At 70.1% G+C, this 17,838-nt stretch carries 15 protein-coding genes and 7 pseudogenes; 10 read left to right on the top strand and 12 right to left on the bottom strand.

All coding sequences use genetic code 11. The features are described from left to right. Positions 1–18: 18 nt before the first annotated feature. A complete protein-coding gene (locus CP980_RS36470) occupies positions 19–141 on the top strand; it encodes a hypothetical protein (RefSeq protein ID WP_268257427.1) in 123 nt (40 codons plus the stop codon). A gap of 78 nt (positions 142–219) precedes the next feature. Here the strand turns inward: CP980_RS36470 and CP980_RS35635 are convergent, their stop codons facing one another. The 3 genes from CP980_RS35635 to CP980_RS34470 form a co-directional block, all read right to left on the bottom strand. Continuing rightward, complete coding sequence (locus CP980_RS35635) at positions 220–447, bottom strand: hypothetical protein (RefSeq protein ID WP_189998879.1); 228 nt, start codon at positions 445–447, stop codon at positions 220–222. 23 nt (positions 448–470) lie between these two features. Then, on the bottom strand, positions 471–803 hold the full coding sequence (locus CP980_RS34465; protein ID WP_150530002.1) for a DUF6233 domain-containing protein: 333 nt from the start codon (positions 801–803) through the stop codon (positions 471–473). A 270-nt stretch (positions 804–1,073) separates the two neighbouring features. Continuing rightward, positions 1,074–1,520, bottom strand: a complete 447-nt coding sequence (locus CP980_RS34470; protein ID WP_150530003.1) for a hypothetical protein — start codon at positions 1,518–1,520, stop codon at positions 1,074–1,076. 1,566 nt (positions 1,521–3,086) lie between these two features. Between CP980_RS34470 and CP980_RS34480 the strand changes: the two genes are divergently transcribed. Continuing rightward, positions 3,087–3,398 carry a hypothetical protein gene (locus tag CP980_RS34480; protein ID WP_150530004.1) on the top strand — a complete coding sequence of 104 codons (312 nt, stop codon included), beginning with the start codon at positions 3,087–3,089 and terminating at the stop codon, positions 3,396–3,398. Positions 3,399–3,459: 61 nt separating this feature from the next. Here CP980_RS34480 and CP980_RS36820 read toward each other — a convergent pair. Next, positions 3,460–3,628 (bottom strand): annotated as a pseudogene (locus tag CP980_RS36820) (IS5-like element IS4811 family transposase); the annotation flags it as partial. Between the two features lie 23 nt (positions 3,629–3,651). After that, a pseudogene (locus CP980_RS34490) lies at positions 3,652–4,912 on the bottom strand (cytochrome P450). 174 nt (positions 4,913–5,086) lie between these two features. Here CP980_RS34490 and CP980_RS34495 point away from each other — a divergent pair. Next, a pseudogene (locus CP980_RS34495) lies at positions 5,087–5,956 on the top strand (DUF72 domain-containing protein); the annotation flags it as partial. 233 nt (positions 5,957–6,189) lie between these two features. Here the strand turns inward: CP980_RS34495 and CP980_RS36235 are convergent. From CP980_RS36235 to CP980_RS34505, 4 genes are all read right to left on the bottom strand, one after another. Beyond that, entirely contained in the window at positions 6,190–6,615 is a 426-nt protein-coding gene (locus CP980_RS36235; RefSeq protein ID WP_425281775.1) for a serine hydrolase, read from the bottom strand. Then, the gene (locus tag CP980_RS36240; RefSeq protein WP_341874213.1) at positions 6,612–7,424 is read right to left on the bottom strand and encodes a serine hydrolase domain-containing protein; all 813 of its coding nucleotides are present in this window, start codon (positions 7,422–7,424) and stop codon (positions 6,612–6,614) included. The genes CP980_RS36235 and CP980_RS36240 overlap by 4 nt, the downstream gene beginning before the upstream one ends. A 99-nt stretch (positions 7,425–7,523) precedes the next feature. Then, the gene (locus tag CP980_RS36475; protein ID WP_268257428.1) at positions 7,524–7,658 is read right to left on the bottom strand and encodes a hypothetical protein; all 135 of its coding nucleotides are present in this window, start codon (positions 7,656–7,658) and stop codon (positions 7,524–7,526) included. A 272-nt stretch (positions 7,659–7,930) separates the two neighbouring features. Further along, a complete protein-coding gene (locus CP980_RS34505; protein ID WP_150530005.1) occupies positions 7,931–8,779 on the bottom strand; it encodes an SDR family NAD(P)-dependent oxidoreductase in 849 nt (282 codons plus the stop codon). 104 nt (positions 8,780–8,883) lie between these two features. On the opposite strand from CP980_RS34505, the gene CP980_RS34510 reads away from it, so the two are divergent. From CP980_RS34510 to CP980_RS34520, 3 genes and pseudogenes are all read left to right on the top strand, one after another. Continuing rightward, entirely contained in the window at positions 8,884–9,495 is a 612-nt protein-coding gene (locus CP980_RS34510; protein ID WP_150530006.1) for a CGNR zinc finger domain-containing protein, read from the top strand. A 196-nt stretch (positions 9,496–9,691) separates the two neighbouring features. After that, a pseudogene (locus CP980_RS34515) lies at positions 9,692–9,992 on the top strand (TraR/DksA family transcriptional regulator). A 61-nt stretch (positions 9,993–10,053) separates the two neighbouring features. Continuing rightward, a pseudogene (locus tag CP980_RS34520) lies at positions 10,054–10,248 on the top strand (spore photoproduct lyase family protein); the annotation flags it as partial. A gap of 64 nt (positions 10,249–10,312) precedes the next feature. Here the strand turns inward: CP980_RS34520 and CP980_RS34525 are convergent. After that, complete coding sequence (locus CP980_RS34525) at positions 10,313–10,792, bottom strand: MSMEG_6728 family protein (protein WP_150530007.1); 480 nt, start codon at positions 10,790–10,792, stop codon at positions 10,313–10,315. Positions 10,793–11,076: 284 nt separating this feature from the next. Beyond that, a complete protein-coding gene (locus CP980_RS34530) occupies positions 11,077–12,171 on the bottom strand; it encodes a carboxylate-amine ligase (protein WP_150530008.1) in 1,095 nt (364 codons plus the stop codon). Positions 12,172–12,467: 296 nt separating this feature from the next. Between CP980_RS34530 and CP980_RS34535 the strand changes: the two genes are divergently transcribed. Then, positions 12,468–13,565: a DNA topoisomerase IB gene (locus CP980_RS34535; RefSeq protein ID WP_150530009.1), complete on the top strand. Its 1,098-nt coding sequence runs from the start codon at positions 12,468–12,470 to the stop codon at positions 13,563–13,565. Here CP980_RS34535 and CP980_RS36245 read toward each other — a convergent pair. Continuing rightward, positions 13,501–13,692, bottom strand: a pseudogene (locus tag CP980_RS36245) (metallophosphoesterase family protein); the annotation flags it as partial. The gene CP980_RS34535 and the pseudogene CP980_RS36245 sit on opposite strands and share 65 nt — an antisense overlap. On the opposite strand from CP980_RS36245, the pseudogene CP980_RS34545 reads away from it, so the two are divergent. The 3 genes and pseudogenes from CP980_RS34545 to CP980_RS34555 all read left to right on the top strand — a co-directional run. After that, positions 13,687–13,931: pseudogene (locus CP980_RS34545) on the top strand (transposase); the annotation flags it as partial. The pseudogenes CP980_RS36245 and CP980_RS34545 sit on opposite strands and share 6 nt — an antisense overlap. Positions 13,932–14,249: 318 nt before the next feature. Then, entirely contained in the window at positions 14,250–15,770 is a 1,521-nt protein-coding gene (locus CP980_RS34550) for an APC family permease (RefSeq protein ID WP_150530010.1), read from the top strand. Positions 15,771–15,785: 15 nt separating this feature from the next. Continuing rightward, entirely contained in the window at positions 15,786–17,423 is a 1,638-nt protein-coding gene (locus CP980_RS34555; protein ID WP_167535930.1) for a flavin monoamine oxidase family protein, read from the top strand. Positions 17,424–17,838: the final 415 nt, after the last annotated feature.

Below are 17,838 nucleotides of genomic sequence, written 5' to 3' on the forward strand. Positions count from 1 at the left end.
CATAGGGCCAGCCCGGGGGTGCCCAAGCTCTCCACGGTCGGCTGGACGTTCAAGGGCGGAAGGAAGTTCGCGCAGGGCACGGCGCTGTGCGTGGAGTTCAACGTCGTACAGGGGGAGCCGTGCGCGGTGATCCACCGGTAGCCGGCCCCAGCAGCCGGTGCCGCTGACCGACGCACGGCGGGCCGCCACCCCTCCCGGGGCGGCGGCCCGCTGCTGTGCTCACTCCTCGCCGGTGTCCGGGCTCCACACCGCTGGTCCGCCGCCGCGCCACTCGATGAGTAGCGGGTCGTCCAGACGGACGTCGTCGGGGTCGAGGCCGGCGCGGCGCAGGAATTCGAGGAGGTCGCGGGGGCCGAGGGCGCGGCCGAGGATCTCCCCGTCGACGCGGACGTGGCGTCCGCCCTCGGCATCCGGGGGGTAGACGACGATGCGCTGGTCAGGGGGCATGCCTCCACCCTGCGGTCGGCTGTTCACTCCGGCATCCCGAGGGCGGTGTCGGGGCGGCAGTGTGGGCAGGCGGGTATCCCCTCGACGAGCGCCCGGCGCGCCTGGTCGGTGCTGATGGCCGTGCAGCGTTTTCGGCTGTCCCAGCAGCCCCCGGCGTGGACGCGGACCGGCAGCCGGCCCGCTCCGATGCCGCGCTCGATCAGCCATGCGGGTGGCTCGGCCGGCGGGCGGCGCCGCGCGGCGAGGGCCTTGCGCTCCTCCGCTGTGTTCAGCGCCCGCTCGGCGCGGCCGAGCTCGCCGCGCAGGTAGGTGACGACGGTGCGCAGACGGGGCAGGTCAGGCGGGAGTTCGGACACCGCTCAGCCCCCGTACTGCGCCTGCCGTGCGGCCTTGCATGCCGGGCAGAGCGGCGAGGCCCCGACTCCGTAGCGGCATGTCGGAGCGTGGCAGCGGGCGCAGGGGCCGGTCTGGCTCGGCGCCCAGGTAACGGGCTGGGGTCTGGCGGGCGCGTCGGGGGCGGCCATGTGTGACTGAGCGCGGTACATGGCCCAGATGGACAACTTCGATGCTCAGAACCGCGCCGTGCCCGACTTGCGGCTGCGGAGGACTTCGTCCCGGGCTGTGCCTTAGTCGTTGGGGTCTTCCCGGGCCTCGTACCCTTCGAGGCCGGCCCAGAGCAGGGAAGGGACGAGTGCGTGCAGGTACCAGGCGAGGTCGGTGAACTGCGGCGCGTCCGGGAGGCGCCGATGGGCGATGGTGGGAAGGAAGGAGACTTCCCTACGCTGCGCTGAGAACATGAGCATGCCGCCAGTCCCGCCCTGCGGGTGGTAAATGTTCAGTGCCACGGTGTAGGGCAGGTTCGCCGTCGAGTCCAGCTCCGTGAGCACGGCGTCGAGGCGGTCGGGGGTGCTGTCGTACCACTCGTGCATGTCGTCTGCGTCGTTGATCATGTACGAGATGCAGCCGAGGTTTTCCTCGGCGGCCCAGCCGGCCGGCGTCAGCGCCTCCAGCAGGGCGCGCACGGGGGTCGGGTGTTGGAAGGTGAAGTCGATGTCTGCTTGTCGGTTACCCACGTGCGTCTCCGAGGGTTTGAGTGGTCGCGTCGCATACTCGCCGTTACGCAACACTCCGTCGACCCGATTTCCGGGGGTCGCCGCTTCAGTGGTGGAGTGGCCGACGCAGTGCTTCCACCAAGCTTGAGCATCGGTCGGTCCTCGGTAGGCCGCCTTCGATTCCGAGCATCGGAGTCGTCCATCCAGGCCACATAGCGTGCTCAGTCACACCGGGTGTGGCTGAGCACGATACTTGGCCCCTGAGCGAGGTAGTTGGTCCATGCGTGCGGCAGTCGGCCCGCGCAGACCCCTGGCTGGTGGCCCCTGTGGACTGCCGCGAGGCTCCGTCTACCCTGGCGGAATGATGGGGTAGGGGGATTTTAGGGTCGGTGACGTGCTGTCGGTCATGTGCCCGTTCACGGTTACCACGGTCGAGCAGGGTGTCACCTGGGATCAGGTGTCGGTGCGATAGCCGTGGTGGGAAATCGACGTCGGCAACGAGTTCGGGCACTGGAATGGGATCGTCTCCCTCGGTGTGGGAGGCAGTGCGCACGCCGCGCCTGAGGTGGAGGCCGTACTGTTTCGAACGGACCCTCCGCCCGAACATCTGAAGGCAGGAGATGCCTGCCGAGTCGGCGTACCGCCCACCGTGGTGCACGTAACGGAGGTCCACCATCACGCCCCCCGCTGCAGACAGTCTGGTTGCCGCGTCCCACCCAGACCGTGACCGTACTGCGCCGGGGCCTGTCCTATCGGGACTTCCCGCACGGGAGCCATCTCTATGGCTCGGGGTACACCATCCACCCCGGCGACGGGATCCCGTTCGCCTTCGAGCTGCTGACGCGTCCGTACGCGTCTCTCCAGGCGGGCGACGAAGTCGCCGACATCGCCGGCCGGGCATGGCGGTTCGAGGGCCCTTGGGATTGGGCTGCCTTCGATGGAGAGCCGGCCGGTACGGGTCCTGCGTGGCCACTCGTCTTGCTCACCCGAGCGGGGAAGCCGTGTTCGGTCGAGGACGCTGAAGCAGTGGCAGCGAGCACGGCCAGCGGTTCGCACCAAGAGACGGTCCGAGACTGGATGGTGCTCACGGAGGCATCGCCTACCCCCTGACCCTTCAGGACGTCTCTTCTGTGGCTGAGCGCGGATCTGGCCCTACGGGCCAGCGGAAAGCGGGATTCATGGGGCTCTGGGACAACGCCACCCCCGGGTGGATCCGGCCGAACCGGCGGCCTGCTGCGGTGTGAGAGGAAAACGCTACTCCCACGAGATGTCCTGCGATGTGTCCTCGTCGCATCCCATGCCCGCTCCTACGCTCCGAGGGGAGAGTTCACTCAAGGGGGCCGCCCCGGGCCCTGCGGCACGCTGATCGAGGAGGAGGACGAGGATGTCCGCAACCATGCAGGCCGGCGCGTTCTTGGTATGCGAGGCCGATGACGGCGCGGCCGCCACGGCACCTTTGGACACCACCGTCGTCAGCGAATCCGTCTCCATCGTCCTTGAACCGCGTGAGTACCTGATCCATATCCCCGCGGTGCTCCTCTGCCGACGTGGTCCGGGTCCATGTAGCGTCAGGGCTGGGGGGATGAGATGAACTTCGACGAGAACGAGCCGCAGTCTGTTCGAGAGGAGCGCTTCGCTGTCGAACGGGCCGAAGCCCGAGCGGCGCGTAAGGCTGCGTCGCTCGACTTGTGGGGAGCCCACGTCGGCGCGGTCATCGTGACCGTCGCCGTGGTCCTCCTCACCTGGAACGGCAAGCTGGTCGCTCTAGGCATCGTCGGTGGGATCTTCCTGCTCTGGTTCGTCGCAGGCCTCGCATGGGCTTACGCCGACGGGGACCATGGTCGGCACGCACTCCAGCGCGCGTATAACATCACCTTCGGTTGGGGCAACGGGGTCTGAGTGCGAAGCACTTGGCACCTGCCCCCGAGCGAGGGCAAACAGAAGTACTGGAGTTGGCGGTCGCGGTGGTGACCGTGTCAGTCCCTGGTGTGTTCGCGGGAGGCCGGCTGGCTGGCCCTGCGGGACTGTCGGCGGGTGATGCGCCTGGTCATCAGGGTGATCGCGGCCCAGGTGATCAGCGATTCGGAGTGCTGGACGAGGCGCTCGTAATCGCGGGCGTGTCTGCGGGACGCTTCGCGGCCGGCCCTGCCCCTTACCGCTCACGCGCCGCCCTGAAGACGAATCCGCTGCGCGGGCGGGTGGGGACCCGGGACAGCGGAATCGTCAGGTCCTGCTCGGGAACCTCGAAGTCGAGGTCGGCGAGCTGCGTGACGAGCGTCGACAGCACGGCGACGGTGATGTCCTCACCAGGGCAGCGGTGACCCCGGGCGGGGTCACCGCCACCCTGCGGGATGAGCTCGTCGGCGCCGGGTTCCCGGTCGGTGAAACGCTGCGGGTCGAAGCGGTACGGAGAGTCCCAGAGGCCGGGGTCGTGGTCGTGGCCGTACAGGTCCAGCAGGACCAGGGTGTCCTTCGCGATGTTCTCGCCCCGCCAGGTCAGGTCGGAGACGGCGAGTCCGCCGATGAAGGGGGCGAAGGGGTAGAAGCGCCGTACCTCGTGGGCGAAAGCCCTCGCGTAGCGGCTGGCCGTGTCCTTTCGCAGCGGTTCCCGGTGGGCCGGCCAGCGGTGAAGGGCGTGGGCGGCGAAGACGGCGAACCAGGCGATGGCGACGGTGGGCCGGATGATGTTGAGCAGCTCGACGGCCGCCGTGTGCGGATCGAGAAGCCGGCCGTCCGCGTCGCGGTGCCAGGCCACGACCTCCAGGGCGGTGCCGCTGTCGCTCACCAGTTCCCCGCCCTCGCGGGTGGTACGGATCTCAGCGGCGAGCGCCCCCTCCTGGCGCTTGCGGGCGGCGCGGGGCGCGCCAGTGCCGGGGTCCCGGGGTGGCGAAGCCGTCGACCATCGCGACGCAGTCCTCGGCCACCCGGCGGTAGGCCTCGTCGGACCGTTCGACGCCCACCCACGCGCAGACGGCGCGGGCCAGGATCACGGCCGCCTCGTCGAAGAGCACGACGTCCCGGCCGTCCTCCCACTCGGCCGCAGCCTTGGACCAGTGCTGGGCGACGTGCTCGGCCAGCGCGGAGACGCCCGCGCCGTCCTTGAGGAGTGCGAGGAACATGGCCTTGCGGACGCGGTGGGCATCGCCGTCCAGGGTGTGCACGGCGCCCCGGCCGAACAGGGTGTCGAGCACGGGCCCGGGTAGGGCTGCGGTGCGCTTGACGTGCCGTTCGTCGTAGAAGAAGCCGATGGCCTCCGGGCCGCGCAGGGCGATCACCGGGCGCCCCAGCAGCCTGGTTCGCACCGGCTCGCCGTCCGTGGCGCGCATCCTGTCGGGCAGCCACGCGTATCCGCCGGCGAGGAGGGGGAGGGTGCTGTCGGTCCAGGGGGCGGAAGCCGTCTTGATCGGGTGCATGCGGATCGCCTACCCGCCCGTCCCGGCCGCACACCCCGGCCCCCCGCCGCCCCCCCGGTCGGCGGAGCGGGTTCGGGGCTCCGGCGGACCCGTCATCTGTTCGGGCGAGGTCCGTATGTGCGCCCTGGCTTGTCACGCGGTGGGCAATCGGCCCGGCGGGGCATACGGGGTCCCATGGGTGACATCAGGGTGGGCGCGTGTTCGTGGACGGATCCGGCACTGGTCGCCAGCGGGTGGTACCCCGCCGGGCGGCGGGACGCGGAGGGGCGGCTGAGGCACTACGCCACCCGCTTCCCGGTCGTGGAGGTCGACTCCACCTACTACGGGCTGCCGAGTGCCCGCAACAGCCTGCTGTGGACCGAACGGACCCCGCCGGGCTTCCAGTTCGACGTGAAGGCGTTCTCGCTGCTCACCGGCCAGCCCACCCGCACGGCCGCCCTCCCCGCCGATCTACGACCGGTGGGAGGCGGCTCCGCCTGGGTGCGGGCCGACGGCGGACTCCGCAAGGAAGTGTGGGAGCGCTTCAGTGGAGCCCTCGTGCCCCTGCGCGAGGCCGGACGGCTCGGGACGCTGCTGTTCCAGTTCCCGGCCTCGCTCGTCCCCGGGGCGCGCGCCGAGGCGGTACTGGAGGAGTGCGCCGAACTGGCGGCCGGCTGGCCGCTGGCCGTGGAGTTGCGCCATCCGGGGTGGTGGGCGGAGGGGCGGCGGACGGCCACCGCCGCCCTCCTGACGCGGCACGGAATGGCGGCCGTCGCCGTCGACACGGCCCAGGGACTGTCCGCCTCCGTCCCTCCGGTCGTGTGCGTCACCTCCCCTGACCTCGCCATGGTGCGTTTCCACGGGCGGAGTCCCGCGTGGGGTTCCAGCGGCCCCGGTAGCAAGGAGGCGAAGTACCGCCACACCTACTCCGAGGCGGAGCTGGCCGAATGGCTGCCGCGCCTGCGGGACATGGCGGAGCGGGCCGCTTCCGTCCATGTGCTGTTCAACAACTGCTGTGCCGACGCCTCGGTACGGGCGGCGGAGACGATGAGCCGGATGCTGGAGGGCGATGCGGCCGCTCACGGGCGCGGGCCGGTCCCCTCGGCGCGGCGGGCCGGGAGCACACCTCGGACAACGCCCGAACCGGTGAGGGGTGGACGCGGACAGGGCCGGAGGAATGCGAGTCGAGCTGATCGGCCGGCGGCCGCTCGTGCGGACGGAGATGGATCAGTGCCGCATACGCGCCCTCTTCGGATCAGTCGCGGTCTCCTCAGTGGGCATCGCCGACACACCGAGTCCTACGGCTTGGGCGACGCGGGAGGGGCGGTCGGCGAGGACGGCTCCGGGAGCGCATTGGGCTGCGCCTCCTCGGGAAGGGACCAGACGTGCTTGGGTGACACGATCTTGGTGATCCTGTTGGCGATGAGGGAACTCAGATTGCCGAATTTCCCGTCGACGTCGGAGTTGACGATGATCACCAAGGTGGCTCGGTCCTGCGGGAGGCGGACGGCGATGGTCTCGTAGCCGGGCAGCTCGCCGTTGTGGCCGATCCAGCCGGCGAAGTCGGCGATGCCCAGCCCGTAGCCGAGCCCGGCGTTCCCGGTGGGCAACATGTGCAGCCGCTCGGCCTGGGTGGCGGGTTCCAGCAATCGGTCGCCGTCCGGCAGCCGCCCGCCGACCATGGTGGGAACCCAGGTGCGCAGGTCGTCGATGCTGGAGATCATCGCCCCGGCCGCCCACCCCAGGACGGGTTCCAGGTGGAGGCGTCGACGGTCGCGCCGTCCGGGGTGAAGTTCGTATAGCCGTGCACGTACGGGCTGGTGATCTCGGCGCCGGTCGGCAGCGAGGTCTCGTTCATGCCGGCAGGCGCGAAGACGTGTTGTTGCAGGTAGGTGTGCAGGGGCTGTCCGCTCATCTTCTCGACGAGCAGGCCCAGCAGGACGGTGTTGGTGTTGGAATACTCCCAGCGCGTCCCGGGCGCAAAGTTCGCCGGGTGCCGGAAGGCGATGCTCAGCAGCTCCTTCGGGTTCCAGGCGCGGTACGGGTCGGCCTTGAAGACGTCCAGCCAGTGCGGGTCCTCGGTGTAGTTGTAGAGGCCGCTGCGCATGTCGGCGAGCTGCCGGACGGTGATGCGGTCGCCGCCCGGCACCCCGTCGAGGTACGTCGAGATCGGCGCGTCGAGCCGTACCTTCCCGTCGTCGACGAGTTGCAGGACGCCCGTGATGGTGAAGGTCTTGGTGACGCTGCCGATGCGGGTGTGCATCCCGGTCTTGATGGGGGTTCCCGTGGTCTTGTCGGAGGCGCCGAAGGCGCGTACGTAGGAGCCGTCACCATCGACCCACAGGCCGACGCCCACGCCCGGGATGCCGGCCTCGCGCATGGCCGTGATGATCGCGTCGTCGAGCTTTTCGGCGGTCACGTCGTCGATGCCGATCCGGCCCGGCGGGGCGGCGGCCGGGGCCTGGCCCGCGCACAGCGCGGTCAGCAGGAGGGAGGCAGCGGCCACGACGGTGGGCGTACGGTACCGGCCCATGCGGGATCACCTCTGAGGCACGTCCCCGAGCCGACCTCCCCATGGTAGGAAGCCGGGTCCGGCACGGCGACCGGGGCCGCGGGGTGGCCGGGCCACGAGCTACTTGCCCCTGGGCTGCGCGGTGTCGTGGACCAGCTCGGCGAGCTGGAGCAGGAGGCCGTACGTGGCCATTCGGCCGTGGATACGGAGGAAGTAGGACCGGCTGGAGCACTTGAAGATCTCTCGTCGGTTCACCCTCCAGAGCTTGTGCTCGTACGTGCTCGCCGTCTCCAGAAGAATCGATTCGGCTTCCTCCGTGCTGCCGTCGAAGTCCGCGACTGTTCACGCGTTTCGATCCGCCTCGCTGACACCGTCGACGGACGGGTATGGCAAGCACAGTCCATCTGGGCACGCTGAGATCCGTTCTCCACCGTGAAGTGACAGGCAGCCCCTTGCCATCAGAGTTGCGCTCGGTCGGGGAGGGGGGCCTCGGCCGTGAGTGCCGAGACCCCCTGCGGAACGTGCGATCACCTGTCGACGGCGTCGGTCACGCGAATCCAGTTGTGCAGGTCTGCGGTACGGGCCGCCAAGGCGGTGCGCATGCCGGTGGCGCTGGAGGTGCCGAGTGCCAGGCGCAGCGGGGGGTTCGGGCTGTCGACCGCGGTTCGGATGCCTTCGGCGATCCGGGCTGCGGAGGAGAACGCGGATGCGGGCAGTTCTCCGATGCCCTTCTGAACCGCGCGCACGGTCGGGTCGTAGTCGCCGATGCCGGCCGCGACGTCGAGGTTGGAGAGGAAGGGGGTGGCGGTCATTCCGGGCTGGACGATCGTGACCTTGACGCCCAGCGGCGCGACCTCGGCAGCCAGTGCGTCCGACAGCCCTTCGACCGCGTACTTCGTCGCGGCCAGAAGCCCCACGCCGGGGTGGGCGGACTGCCCGTAGATCGAGGAGCCCTGGAGGATGTGTCCGGATCGCTGGCCGCGGAGTACCGGGAGCGTCGCGCGGAGCACATTGAGCACGCCGAAGACGTTGGTGTCGAACACAGCGCGGGCTTGCGCGTCAGAGGCTTCCTCGACAGCTCCGAAGAGTCCGTAGCCGGCGTTGTTGGCCACCACGTCGATGCGGCCGAACCGCGATAGCGTGCGCGCCACCGCTTCCCGGACGACCTCCTCGTCACGCACGTCCGCCCGGATGAGCAGCAGACGCTCCCCGTGCGCTTCGGCCAGTTCGTCCAGGGAAGCGGTGTCGCGGGCGATCGCCGAGACGGCATCGCCGTTCTCCAATGCCTGGAGGGTCAGTTCACGGCCGATGCCGGATGTGGCACCGGTGACGAGCCACGTGCGGGGACTGATCTGCTGGTGTTCGGTCGCATTCATGTTGCGACCGTAAGTTGTTAGCTCATAACGAGTCAAGGGATTGGGTGCTGTGCGTTGCGCGTTACTTCGCTTAGTGCATCGTCCCGCTGATGTAGGGTGGAGGGATGAGCAGTGCTGTAGCCGGATCTGCGAAAACCGACCCCCGCGCCGCGATGCCCGCGGTGGAGACCGTGCTCGCCTTCGTGAACACGCGTGCGAACGGAGGCGGAGAGCAAGAGCTGTTCGTGGACGGGCACTCGTTCGCCGCGTGGCTCGCGGGGCGCGACGATTTCGGAGGCGAGATCGTGGCGACCGACGCCGACGCCGCTGCCGCGCGGGAGCTGCGTGACGCCCTGGTGACTCTGTTGCTCGCACACTCGGGCGACGAGGAGAGCGTGGGCGAGCCGCTCCACCACGCCGAGGAACACCTGCGGCGGGCGGGTGCGCTCTACCCGATGGCGACGGTGGTCACAGCGCGCGGCGTCGAGCTGACGTCGCCGCAGGCAGGGGTGCCGCGTGTGTTCGGGACCGTACTGGCCGCGGTGACGACCGTCGCCCAGACCGGCGACTGGGGCCGCGTCAAGGCGTGCCGCAACCCCCCGTGCCATTTCGGCTTCTTCGACCGCACCCGCAACGGGGGAGGGCTGTACTGTAGTACCGGCTGCGGCTCTCAGGTATCCATGCGCAATTACCGCCAGCGGCGGCGTCGGGGGAGCGAGGCACCGCCCGAGTCGTGAGGACCGCACAGGTCGCGCCCGCGTTCATGGCATCTGCACGAACGCCGTAGGCGCTGGTGAGAATCACTGACAGCGGGCCGACGTTGTCGCACTCGTGAGCGATTCGCCCCGGCGTGACCGGAAGGAGCGCAGCGGGTCGACGTCCGCCGACGTTCGTGAGCGGCTCGCAGCCGACCGTGCCGACAAGCTCGCGCGGATGGCGGCGCTCGGCCGCGACTACGACGGGATCGTCGCGGCGAACGCCTTGGTGGCGGTGGACGACGAGCACGACCCCGAAGGACGCACCACCGCTTGCGAGCGGGCGCATAGCACCTCATTGCTGATGCAGGCACGCCGGCACCTGGAAGAACTGGACCGCGCCTTGGAACGGCTGGCACGGCGAGTACGGGACGTGCGAAAGCTGCGGCGCGGCGATCCCGCCCGAGCGCCTGGAGATCCGTCCGGCGGCGACCACCTGCGTTGCCTGCGCCCGGCGGGGAACCGCCGAAAGGACCTAAAGTGGACCGTCCTCGTAGCCGTCGGGCCGAGCGGCCCTATCAGCGCGGGGATCGGTTCGGCCACGACCTGAACCGCGCCTGGCACCCGCCAGCCGAGGAGGCGCTGTGGCGCCCCGACCTCCAACAGGCCAAACGTTCCCAGAACGGCAGCGTCAACGTGCGGTACCGCAATCTCGACAAGGCGGCGGCCGTCGACTCGGTCCGCCGCCTGGTGGCGTCGAACGCTCCCTGGTTGCGTATCCGGTTCGCCTTCTGAAGCCGGGGGCCCGTACGCCGTCGTTCTTTCGTTGTACGCACCGCTCGGATGCCCGCTGGGCCGATCACGGCGCGGAGTCCGCCTCCCGATCGGACCGTGGCCATACGTAGGGCAGGTCGTCCGGGACACCTGGGAAGCGCTCCTCGTAGAAAACCGGGTCCTTGCGCACCAGCGCGGACTGGTGACTTCGATGGAAGTCCGGTGCCCCCAGCCACGGCGGGAGGTCGCCGTCGGCGGCCAACTGCTCCTGCGTCCGCGGGGTCGCCGCCGCGTGCAGCTCCCCGAACTCCCGGACCAGGGTGTCGGCGCAGGTGTCGGCCCGCCCCGCGGCGCTCCACGCTGCGCAGATCTCCAATCCGTAGCGGACGAGGGCCTCCTCGTACCCGGTCCACATCCGCACCGCCGGATGTCGGCGCCATCCGTAGCCCGGAACGACCAGGCCGCGCCGCACCTGCACCGCCTCGACCCGCTGTTTGCCGAGCCGTCGCACGTCCAGCACGGCCGCCGAGGCGTCGAACGACGGGAACGGAAGGAACGTCTGCACGGGGGTCTCCCTCCGGGGCGGTGGCATGGGGCGAGCTTGCCAGATGTCGTGGAGACAGCCGGCTGTCCGCCGGCTTCCGGGCCCCACCGGGCGGCTCTGGAGGTCTAGGCCGCGACGTAGTGTGCGTCCGAGGTGCGGGTACGCGAACCCACATGCGATCGGCTGATCGGCGTAGGCGCCTGCCGGGGGTGCGGCCTGGGCCATCAGGGCCCGCGACGGTGGCCGCACACCCGTACCGCCTTCGCTGCTCTGGGCTGTCATCGGCGTCCTCTGTGGTGCGTGACTCAGTCGGACGGGGCGGCGCCCGTCAAGAGATCGATCAACCGCGGCAGCCCGCCCTCGGCGAGAGCACGGCGCTGGCTGTCGGCGGCCGTGCCGTTCTGCAGGAGACGGTGCACGAGCGCACTCACCACCCGGAGGTCGCCGGCCTCCTCCAGGGCCGGTGTGATGTGGTCCAGCAGGGCGTACAGGACGTCGCCACTGCTGTGCGGGCGCCCGAGAGGGTCCAGAAGGGTGCCGTTCAAGCCGTGCCGCGCCGCATGCCAGTTGGCGAGCTGCAACAGCTCCGGCGCCGTGCTGGACAGACGCGCTCCCGCCTTCTCCTCGGCGATCGCGGTGGCGACCAGCGCCCGGACGATGCCGGCGAACATGACGGCGTCGTCGGCCCTGATCTGGACGTCCGGGCAGCGCACCTCGATGGTGGGGTAGCGGTCGGACAGACGCGCCTGCCAGTAGACCTGGCCCCGGTCGGCGACCACGCCCGAGGCCACGAGCGCCTCCAGCCGCTGTTCGTAATCCGCGAGCCCTTCGAAGTGCGGCGGCGGTCCGCTGACGGGCCACCGTCCGAAGACGAGGGTGCGCCAGCTCGCGAATCCGGTGTCCCGGCCGTCCCAGAAGGGTGAGTTGGCGGACATGGCCAGCAGCGTCGGCAGCCAGGGCCGGATCCGGTTGAGCACCGCCACGCCCGTCTCCCGATCCGGAACTCCTGCGTGGATGTGTATGCCGCAGATCAGATGTTCGTCGACGAGTTGCCGCGCGTCGCCCTCAATCCTCAGGTAGCGGGGAGTCCGGGTGACGGGTACGGGACGGACTCCCCGCAGCGGCGCCGCTCCCGTGGCGGCGATGCGGCAGCCGTGCGCCTCGGCCGCCGACCCCACGGCGTGACGCAGGCGCAGCAGGTGGCCGCCCACTTCCTCCAGGTTCCAGCACACGGGAGTGGCGACCTCGATCTGGGCCTGGAGGAGCTCGTCCTGGACCTCGTCGCCTTCCGCGAAAGGCCCTAGACCGGCCGTACGCAGGACCTCCTCCGCGACGGGAGCCGGCTCCGCCGTGACCGGATCCACCAGCAAGTACTCTTCTTCCACTCCTACGGTGATCACGTCGTGCGACTACCCCCCTTCGGCATGATCACCCACACGGTTGATCGCCGGCATCTGACGGCGCGGACATCGTCGGGCCGCAGCCGGGTAGGGGTGCGGCATGAGCAAGACGGATCGATGCAAACCATGCGATACCGGACCTCGGGGCGGCCTCCGCGCGCGTGACTGCGCCACGGACCGCCCACGGAGCAGGAACACCGCCGTCCGCGGGCCCCGGTTCCCCGCCTCGGCTCACGAGCGTCCGGAACGGCACCGTCCGCCACGGCCCGCGCGCACCCCGGATTGAGGGGCTCCTCGTGCGACTGCGTACCAGCGACGTGGCGGGGCCGGGATGGCGCAGGCTGCGCCACGGCCGCGGCTTCCGCTACCTGGACACGGACGGACGGCCGCTGGCCCCGGCGGACCGGGACCGGGCGCGAGCCCTCGCGGTCCCGCCGGCGTGGAAGGACGTCTGGATCTGTCCTTGGCCCAACGGCCACATCCAGGCGGTCGGCACCGATGAAGCCGGCCGACGCCAATACATCTACCACCCGGCATTCCGTGCGCAGCAGGACGCCGCCAAGCACGCGCACGTCCAGAACGTGGCGCGTGTGCTGCCCGCACTGCGGGAACAGGTGGAACGCGACCTTTCCGGCCGGGGTCTCACCCGTGTGCGCGTCCTCGCCTGCCTGACCCGGCTGCTCGATCTGGGATTCCTGCGGATCGGCGGTGAACGCTACACCCGGGACAACGGCAGCTTCGGACTGACCACCCTGCTGCGGAAGCACGCGCGGTGCCGCAACGGCGAGGTCCACCTGCACTTCCCCGCCAAGTCGGGGAAGACCGTGACCCGTGCGCTGGTGGACGAGCAGGCGTACGCCGTCGTGCGGGCGCTGCTCAGGCGCAAGGATCCGGGGCCGCGGCTGTTCGCGTACTGGGAGAGGGGGGCCTGGCATGAGGTCCGGGCCGAAGAGCTGAACGCCTACCTGCGGGAACGGGCGGGGCAGGACGTGACGGCGAAGGACTTCAGGACGTGGTACGCGACGGTCCTGGCTGCGGTGGCCCTGGGGGTGTCGGACGGCACGTCGCACGCTTCCCGCGGCCGGCGCGGCACCGTCGTGGCGCGCGCCGTGCGCGAGGTGAGCGGTTACCTGGGGAACACCCCCGCGGTGTGCCGAGCCTCCTACATCGACCCGCGCGTCATCGAGCTCTACGAAGACGGCAAGACCGTCGCGCCCGCCCTGGACTCACTGGGCGAGAACGGCCTGTTCGGCCGTCCGGCGACGCACGGCCCGGTTGAGGAAGCCGTCCTGGAGCTCCTGCGGGACGGCCGGGTGGGAACGGTCGGTTCCTCGGGGGCAGCCGGTGCAGCGTCACGTCGTGCACCGTCCCGTCCGCGGCCGTCAGGGTCATGAACGTGCAGAGGGCTGCCGTCTGCGGTCCGTCGGGGAACCCGGATTGAGCGGGCGCAGGCCCGCCGTCGTGGAATGCAAGGGGATGTGGCTGTGGCCGAACACCCAGGACATCGACATCGGGGAACCGTTCAAGCGGTTCGCGAAGGACACCGTGCTGATCGTGGACAGCACCCTGGTGCCCACACGCGATCACACCGCCGCCGAGCAGTCGAAGAACTACCGGTACTCCACCAACCACCAAGTCGTCATTGACGCCGACACCCGCCTCGTCGTGGCGGTCGGCAGGCCCTTGCCCGGCAACCGCAACGACTGCAAGGAGTGGAGGAGTCCGGCGTAAAGGCCGCCGTCGGCACGACCATACTTTTGGGGCCAGCCTCTGCTCTGTGAGGAAGACCTGGGCTGCGGTCACGAGGGTGACGTGGTGGTGCCGGCCCGGCCAGGATCTAGTTCGCGCAACGGGAGACCGACACGTTGCCCTCCCGGGTTCCGCTCGCTCGGGGCGTCTCCCATCGAACTCGCTCCGCGAGGCGCGGGGCACGACCGGATTGCCTCACGCGGCGGGCCCGGCAGGGTTCGCTACCGACAACTCGTCGCCCCTACAGGGGAATTACCGGACCACATGCCGATTGTGGGACAGGTCACACGAGGAGAGAGTGAGCGCCCTCACGACAGGAACGAGGAGCCATGAGCACGGATACCGGCACCGGTGGCGGCGCACTACAGGTCCAGCGGCTGAAGGCCAATTCGGTGGGCCTGGTGGGCGTCGTCTTCATGGCCGTCGCCACCGCCGCCCCGATCACCGCCATGACCGGCAACCTCCCCATCGCCGTCGGCTTCGGCAATGGGATCGGCGCTCCCGCCGGGTACCTCTTCGCGACTGCCGTCCTCACCGTCTTCGCCGTCGGCTACGTGGCCATGGCCAAGCGGATCACCGCGGCCGGTGCCTTCTACGGGTACATCTCGCACGGCCTCGGCCGGATCGCCGGCATGGCTTCCGGCATGCTCGCGGTCCTCGCGTACATCGTGTTCGAGGCCTCGATCGTGGGCGTGTTCTCCTACTTCGCCCAAACCACCGTCCACGACCAACTCGGCATCGACCTGCCCTGGATCGTGTACGCGACCGCCATGCTCGCCATCACCGCCGCTCTCGCGCACTTCGACATCAACCTCACCGCCAAAGCGCTCGGCGCGATGCTCGTCGCCGAGATCGCCGTCCTCTTCGCCGTCGCGACCGCCGTGCTGATCGCGGGCGGCGGTCCGGACGGGATCCCGCTCGAACCCGTCAACCCGAAGAACGCCTTCACCGGAACCTCCGCCGGCCTGGGCCTGTTCTTCGCCTTCTGGTCCTGGGTCGGATTCGAATCCACCGCCATGTACGGGGAGGAGTCCCGCGACCCCAAGCGGGTCATCCCCAAGGCGACCTTGGTGTCCGTAGTCGGCGTCGGCCTGTTCTACATCTACGTCTCCTGGATGACCATCGCCGGCAACGGGCTTGTGAAGTCCGTAGAACTCTCCGCCTCCGCGAGCCCGCTCGACCTCTTCTTCGCGCCCACCCGGACCTTCATCGGCTCCTGGGCCGTGGACGCCTTCCAGTGGCTGCTCCTCACCGGCTCCTTCGCCTGCGGCATGGCCTTCCACCAGTGCGCCGCCCGCTACCTCTACGCCATCGGTCGCGAGGGCTTCCTCCACCCCGGCCTCGGCCGTACGCACGCCAGGCACGGATCCCCGTATATCTCCTCCCTGGTGCAGACGGCCATCGCCACCGGCCTGGTCGCGCTGTTCTGGCTGACCGGGCAAGACCCGTACATCCACCTGTACACCCTGCTCGCGATCCTCGGCACGATGGCGATCCTCATCGTGCAGACCCTGTGCTCCTTCGCCGTGATCGGCTACTTCCGGAGGAACCACCCCGAGGACCGGCACTGGTTCCGCACCTTCACCGCCCCGCTGGTCGGCGGCCTCGCCATGGCCGCCGTGGTTGTCCTGCTGCTGCTGAACATGAAGACGGCGGCCGGGCTGGCCGCCGACTCCATCTTCTTCACGTTGATCCCCTGGATCGTCGGCGTGGTGTTCTTCGGTGGCCTGGGGCTGGGCCTGTGGCTCAAGTTCAAGGCTCCCGAGCGCTACGAGATCATCGGCCGGGTCGTCCTGGAGGACGCCGCCGAACGCACCGACGAGCCCGCCCCCTCCGCCGCGAACATCTGACGAGGAGCCACCGCCATGGCACGTACCCCCCTGATGCACGCGCTCCGTCGGCTCGCCGCCGATCACGCCGCAGCCCGCCGGCTCGGCCTGCCCGTCGCCGACGTCCGCGGTTCCACCAGGCGCCAGCTCCTGGGACGCGCCGCCGCCCTGGGGCTCGGCACCGCTCTCGCCTCGGGAGGGGGTGCCTCCGCAAGAACCCAGGCCGCGGAAACCCTCCCCGAGAAGAAGCCCGTCACCCCCGCGCGGGTGGCCGTCGTCGGCGCGGGCATCTCGGGGCTGACCGCCGCCCTCACGCTCAAGGACGCGGGCGTCGACTGCACGCTGTACGAGGCCAACCCGAGCCGGGTCGGCGGCCGGATGTGGAGCCAGCGCTCCCTGTGGGCCTACGGCCAGACGTCCGAGATCGGCGGTGAGCTGATCGACACCAGCCACAAGAAGATCCTGGAGCTGTGCCGCCGCTTCAACCTGCCGACCGAGGACTTCCTCGGCGGGGGACCGAACGGCGCCGAGGAAGTCCTCTGGTTGGGCGGCACCTACTATTCGCGCACTCAGGCCGACGCGGACTTCAACGCCGTCTACCAAGCGCTGCACCGCGACCTCCAGAACGCCGGCGAAGTCTCCTGGAACGCGACCACCCCTGCGGGCACCGCCCTCGACAACATGACCCTGTACGAGTGGATCGAGACGCGGATCCCCGGCGGCCACGGCTCGCAGCTCGGCCGCTTCATCGACGTGGCGTACAACGTCGAGTACGGCGCCGACACCGATCAGCAGTCCGCCCTCGCCCTCGTCCTGCTGATGGGCTACCAGCCGAACCCCGGCAACTTCAACGTCTGGGGTCTGTCCAACGAGCGCTACCACATCGTCGGCGGGAACGACCGGCTGCCGAACACCATCGCCCAGGCACTGCCCGCCGGTTCGCTCGTGATGGGCCGTGAACTCGTAGCCGTCCGTGTCGCGGCCGACGGCACCCAGACGCTGACCTTCAACGACGCCGGCGCCACCCGCACGGTCGTGGCGGACCACACGATCCTGTGCCTTCCGCTGCCGATCCTCCAACGGATCGACATCACCGGTGCCGGCTTCGACCCGCTGATGACGAACTTGCTGCGTGATGCCCGCATGGGTTACTGCACCAAACTCAACATGCAGTTCACCAGCCGCCCCTGGCGCGGTACCGGCCCCTGGCCCGGAGTCTCCTCCGGCGACTGCTTCACCGACCTCGACGTCCAGCAGACCTGGGACACCACCAAGGTCCAGCCCGGCACCGGGGGCATCCTGCTCCAGTACGGAGGGGGCACGCTGGCAGGGTCGCTCACGCCGGGGAGCCCGTTCGCCACCGACTCCGACCCCTACGTTCGCGCCCTCGCGGGCCGGATGCTCACCGGGATCGACCGCTTCTTCCCGGGCACCAAGGCGGCCTGGACCGGGCGGGCGCAGCTTTCGGCCTGGCACCGCAATCCGTACGCCCTCGGCGCGTACTCGTACTGGCCGACCGGCTACTTGCACAAGTACGCGAAGTACGAAGGCACCGCTCAGGGTCGCATCCACATCGGCGGCGAGCACTGCAGCTACGACTTCCAGGGGTTCATGGAAGGCGGGGCCACCGAGGGGGAGCGGGCGGCGAGGGAGGTGATCACCGCCCTGAGCTGAGCTGAGCCGAGCTCGGCCGAGGACTGCTCGCGGGCCGGTGAGCACGAGCCGGCGCTCGCGCCCGTGGGGGCGAGCGCCGGCCCGGTAGCGAGCGCCTGGACCAAGGCGCCCTCGACCGCCCGGCAGCCGCCTTGGCCCAGGTCCAGCCGAGGCAGGCGGTCGGGGCACGTTCCGAGACGGGCAAGGACGTCTGCCACCTGCACGAACACGTCATCATCCCCGCGTGGACCGACCGTGTGCCCATCAGACCTGCCGGACGGGACGCAGCGGGTCCCGAGCGCATCGACCACGATCAGCCGACGGCCGGCCAGGGCCGATCCGACGGGAGACGGGCTCTCCGGGCCGGGCCGGGCCGCGCCCCGCAAACGCCGGGGGACGAGGATCCGTACGGCACGCCAGGTTCGGGCGTCCCAGG

This window comes from Streptomyces vinaceus (assembly GCF_008704935.1).
Lineage (GTDB): Bacteria > Actinomycetota > Actinomycetes > Streptomycetales > Streptomycetaceae > Streptomyces > Streptomyces vinaceus.

Coding starts and splice junctions, on each gene's coding strand:
- CP980_RS34550 (WP_150530010.1), top strand. CDS start 14,250: ATGAGCACGGATACCGGCACCGGTGGCGGCGCACTACAGGTCCAGCGG.
- CP980_RS36235 (WP_425281775.1), bottom strand. CDS start 6,615: ATGATCTCCAGCATCGACGACCTGCGCACCTGGGTTCCCACCATGGTC.
- CP980_RS34480 (WP_150530004.1), top strand. CDS start 3,087: ATGAACTTCGACGAGAACGAGCCGCAGTCTGTTCGAGAGGAGCGCTTC.
- CP980_RS36240 (WP_341874213.1), bottom strand. CDS start 7,424: ATGGGCCGGTACCGTACGCCCACCGTCGTGGCCGCTGCCTCCCTCCTG.
- CP980_RS34510 (WP_150530006.1), top strand. CDS start 8,884: ATGAGCAGTGCTGTAGCCGGATCTGCGAAAACCGACCCCCGCGCCGCG.
- CP980_RS35635 (WP_189998879.1), bottom strand. CDS start 447: ATGCCCCCTGACCAGCGCATCGTCGTCTACCCCCCGGATGCCGAGGGC.
- CP980_RS34555 (WP_167535930.1), top strand. CDS start 15,786: ATGGCACGTACCCCCCTGATGCACGCGCTCCGTCGGCTCGCCGCCGAT.
- CP980_RS34505 (WP_150530005.1), bottom strand. CDS start 8,779: ATGAATGCGACCGAACACCAGCAGATCAGTCCCCGCACGTGGCTCGTC.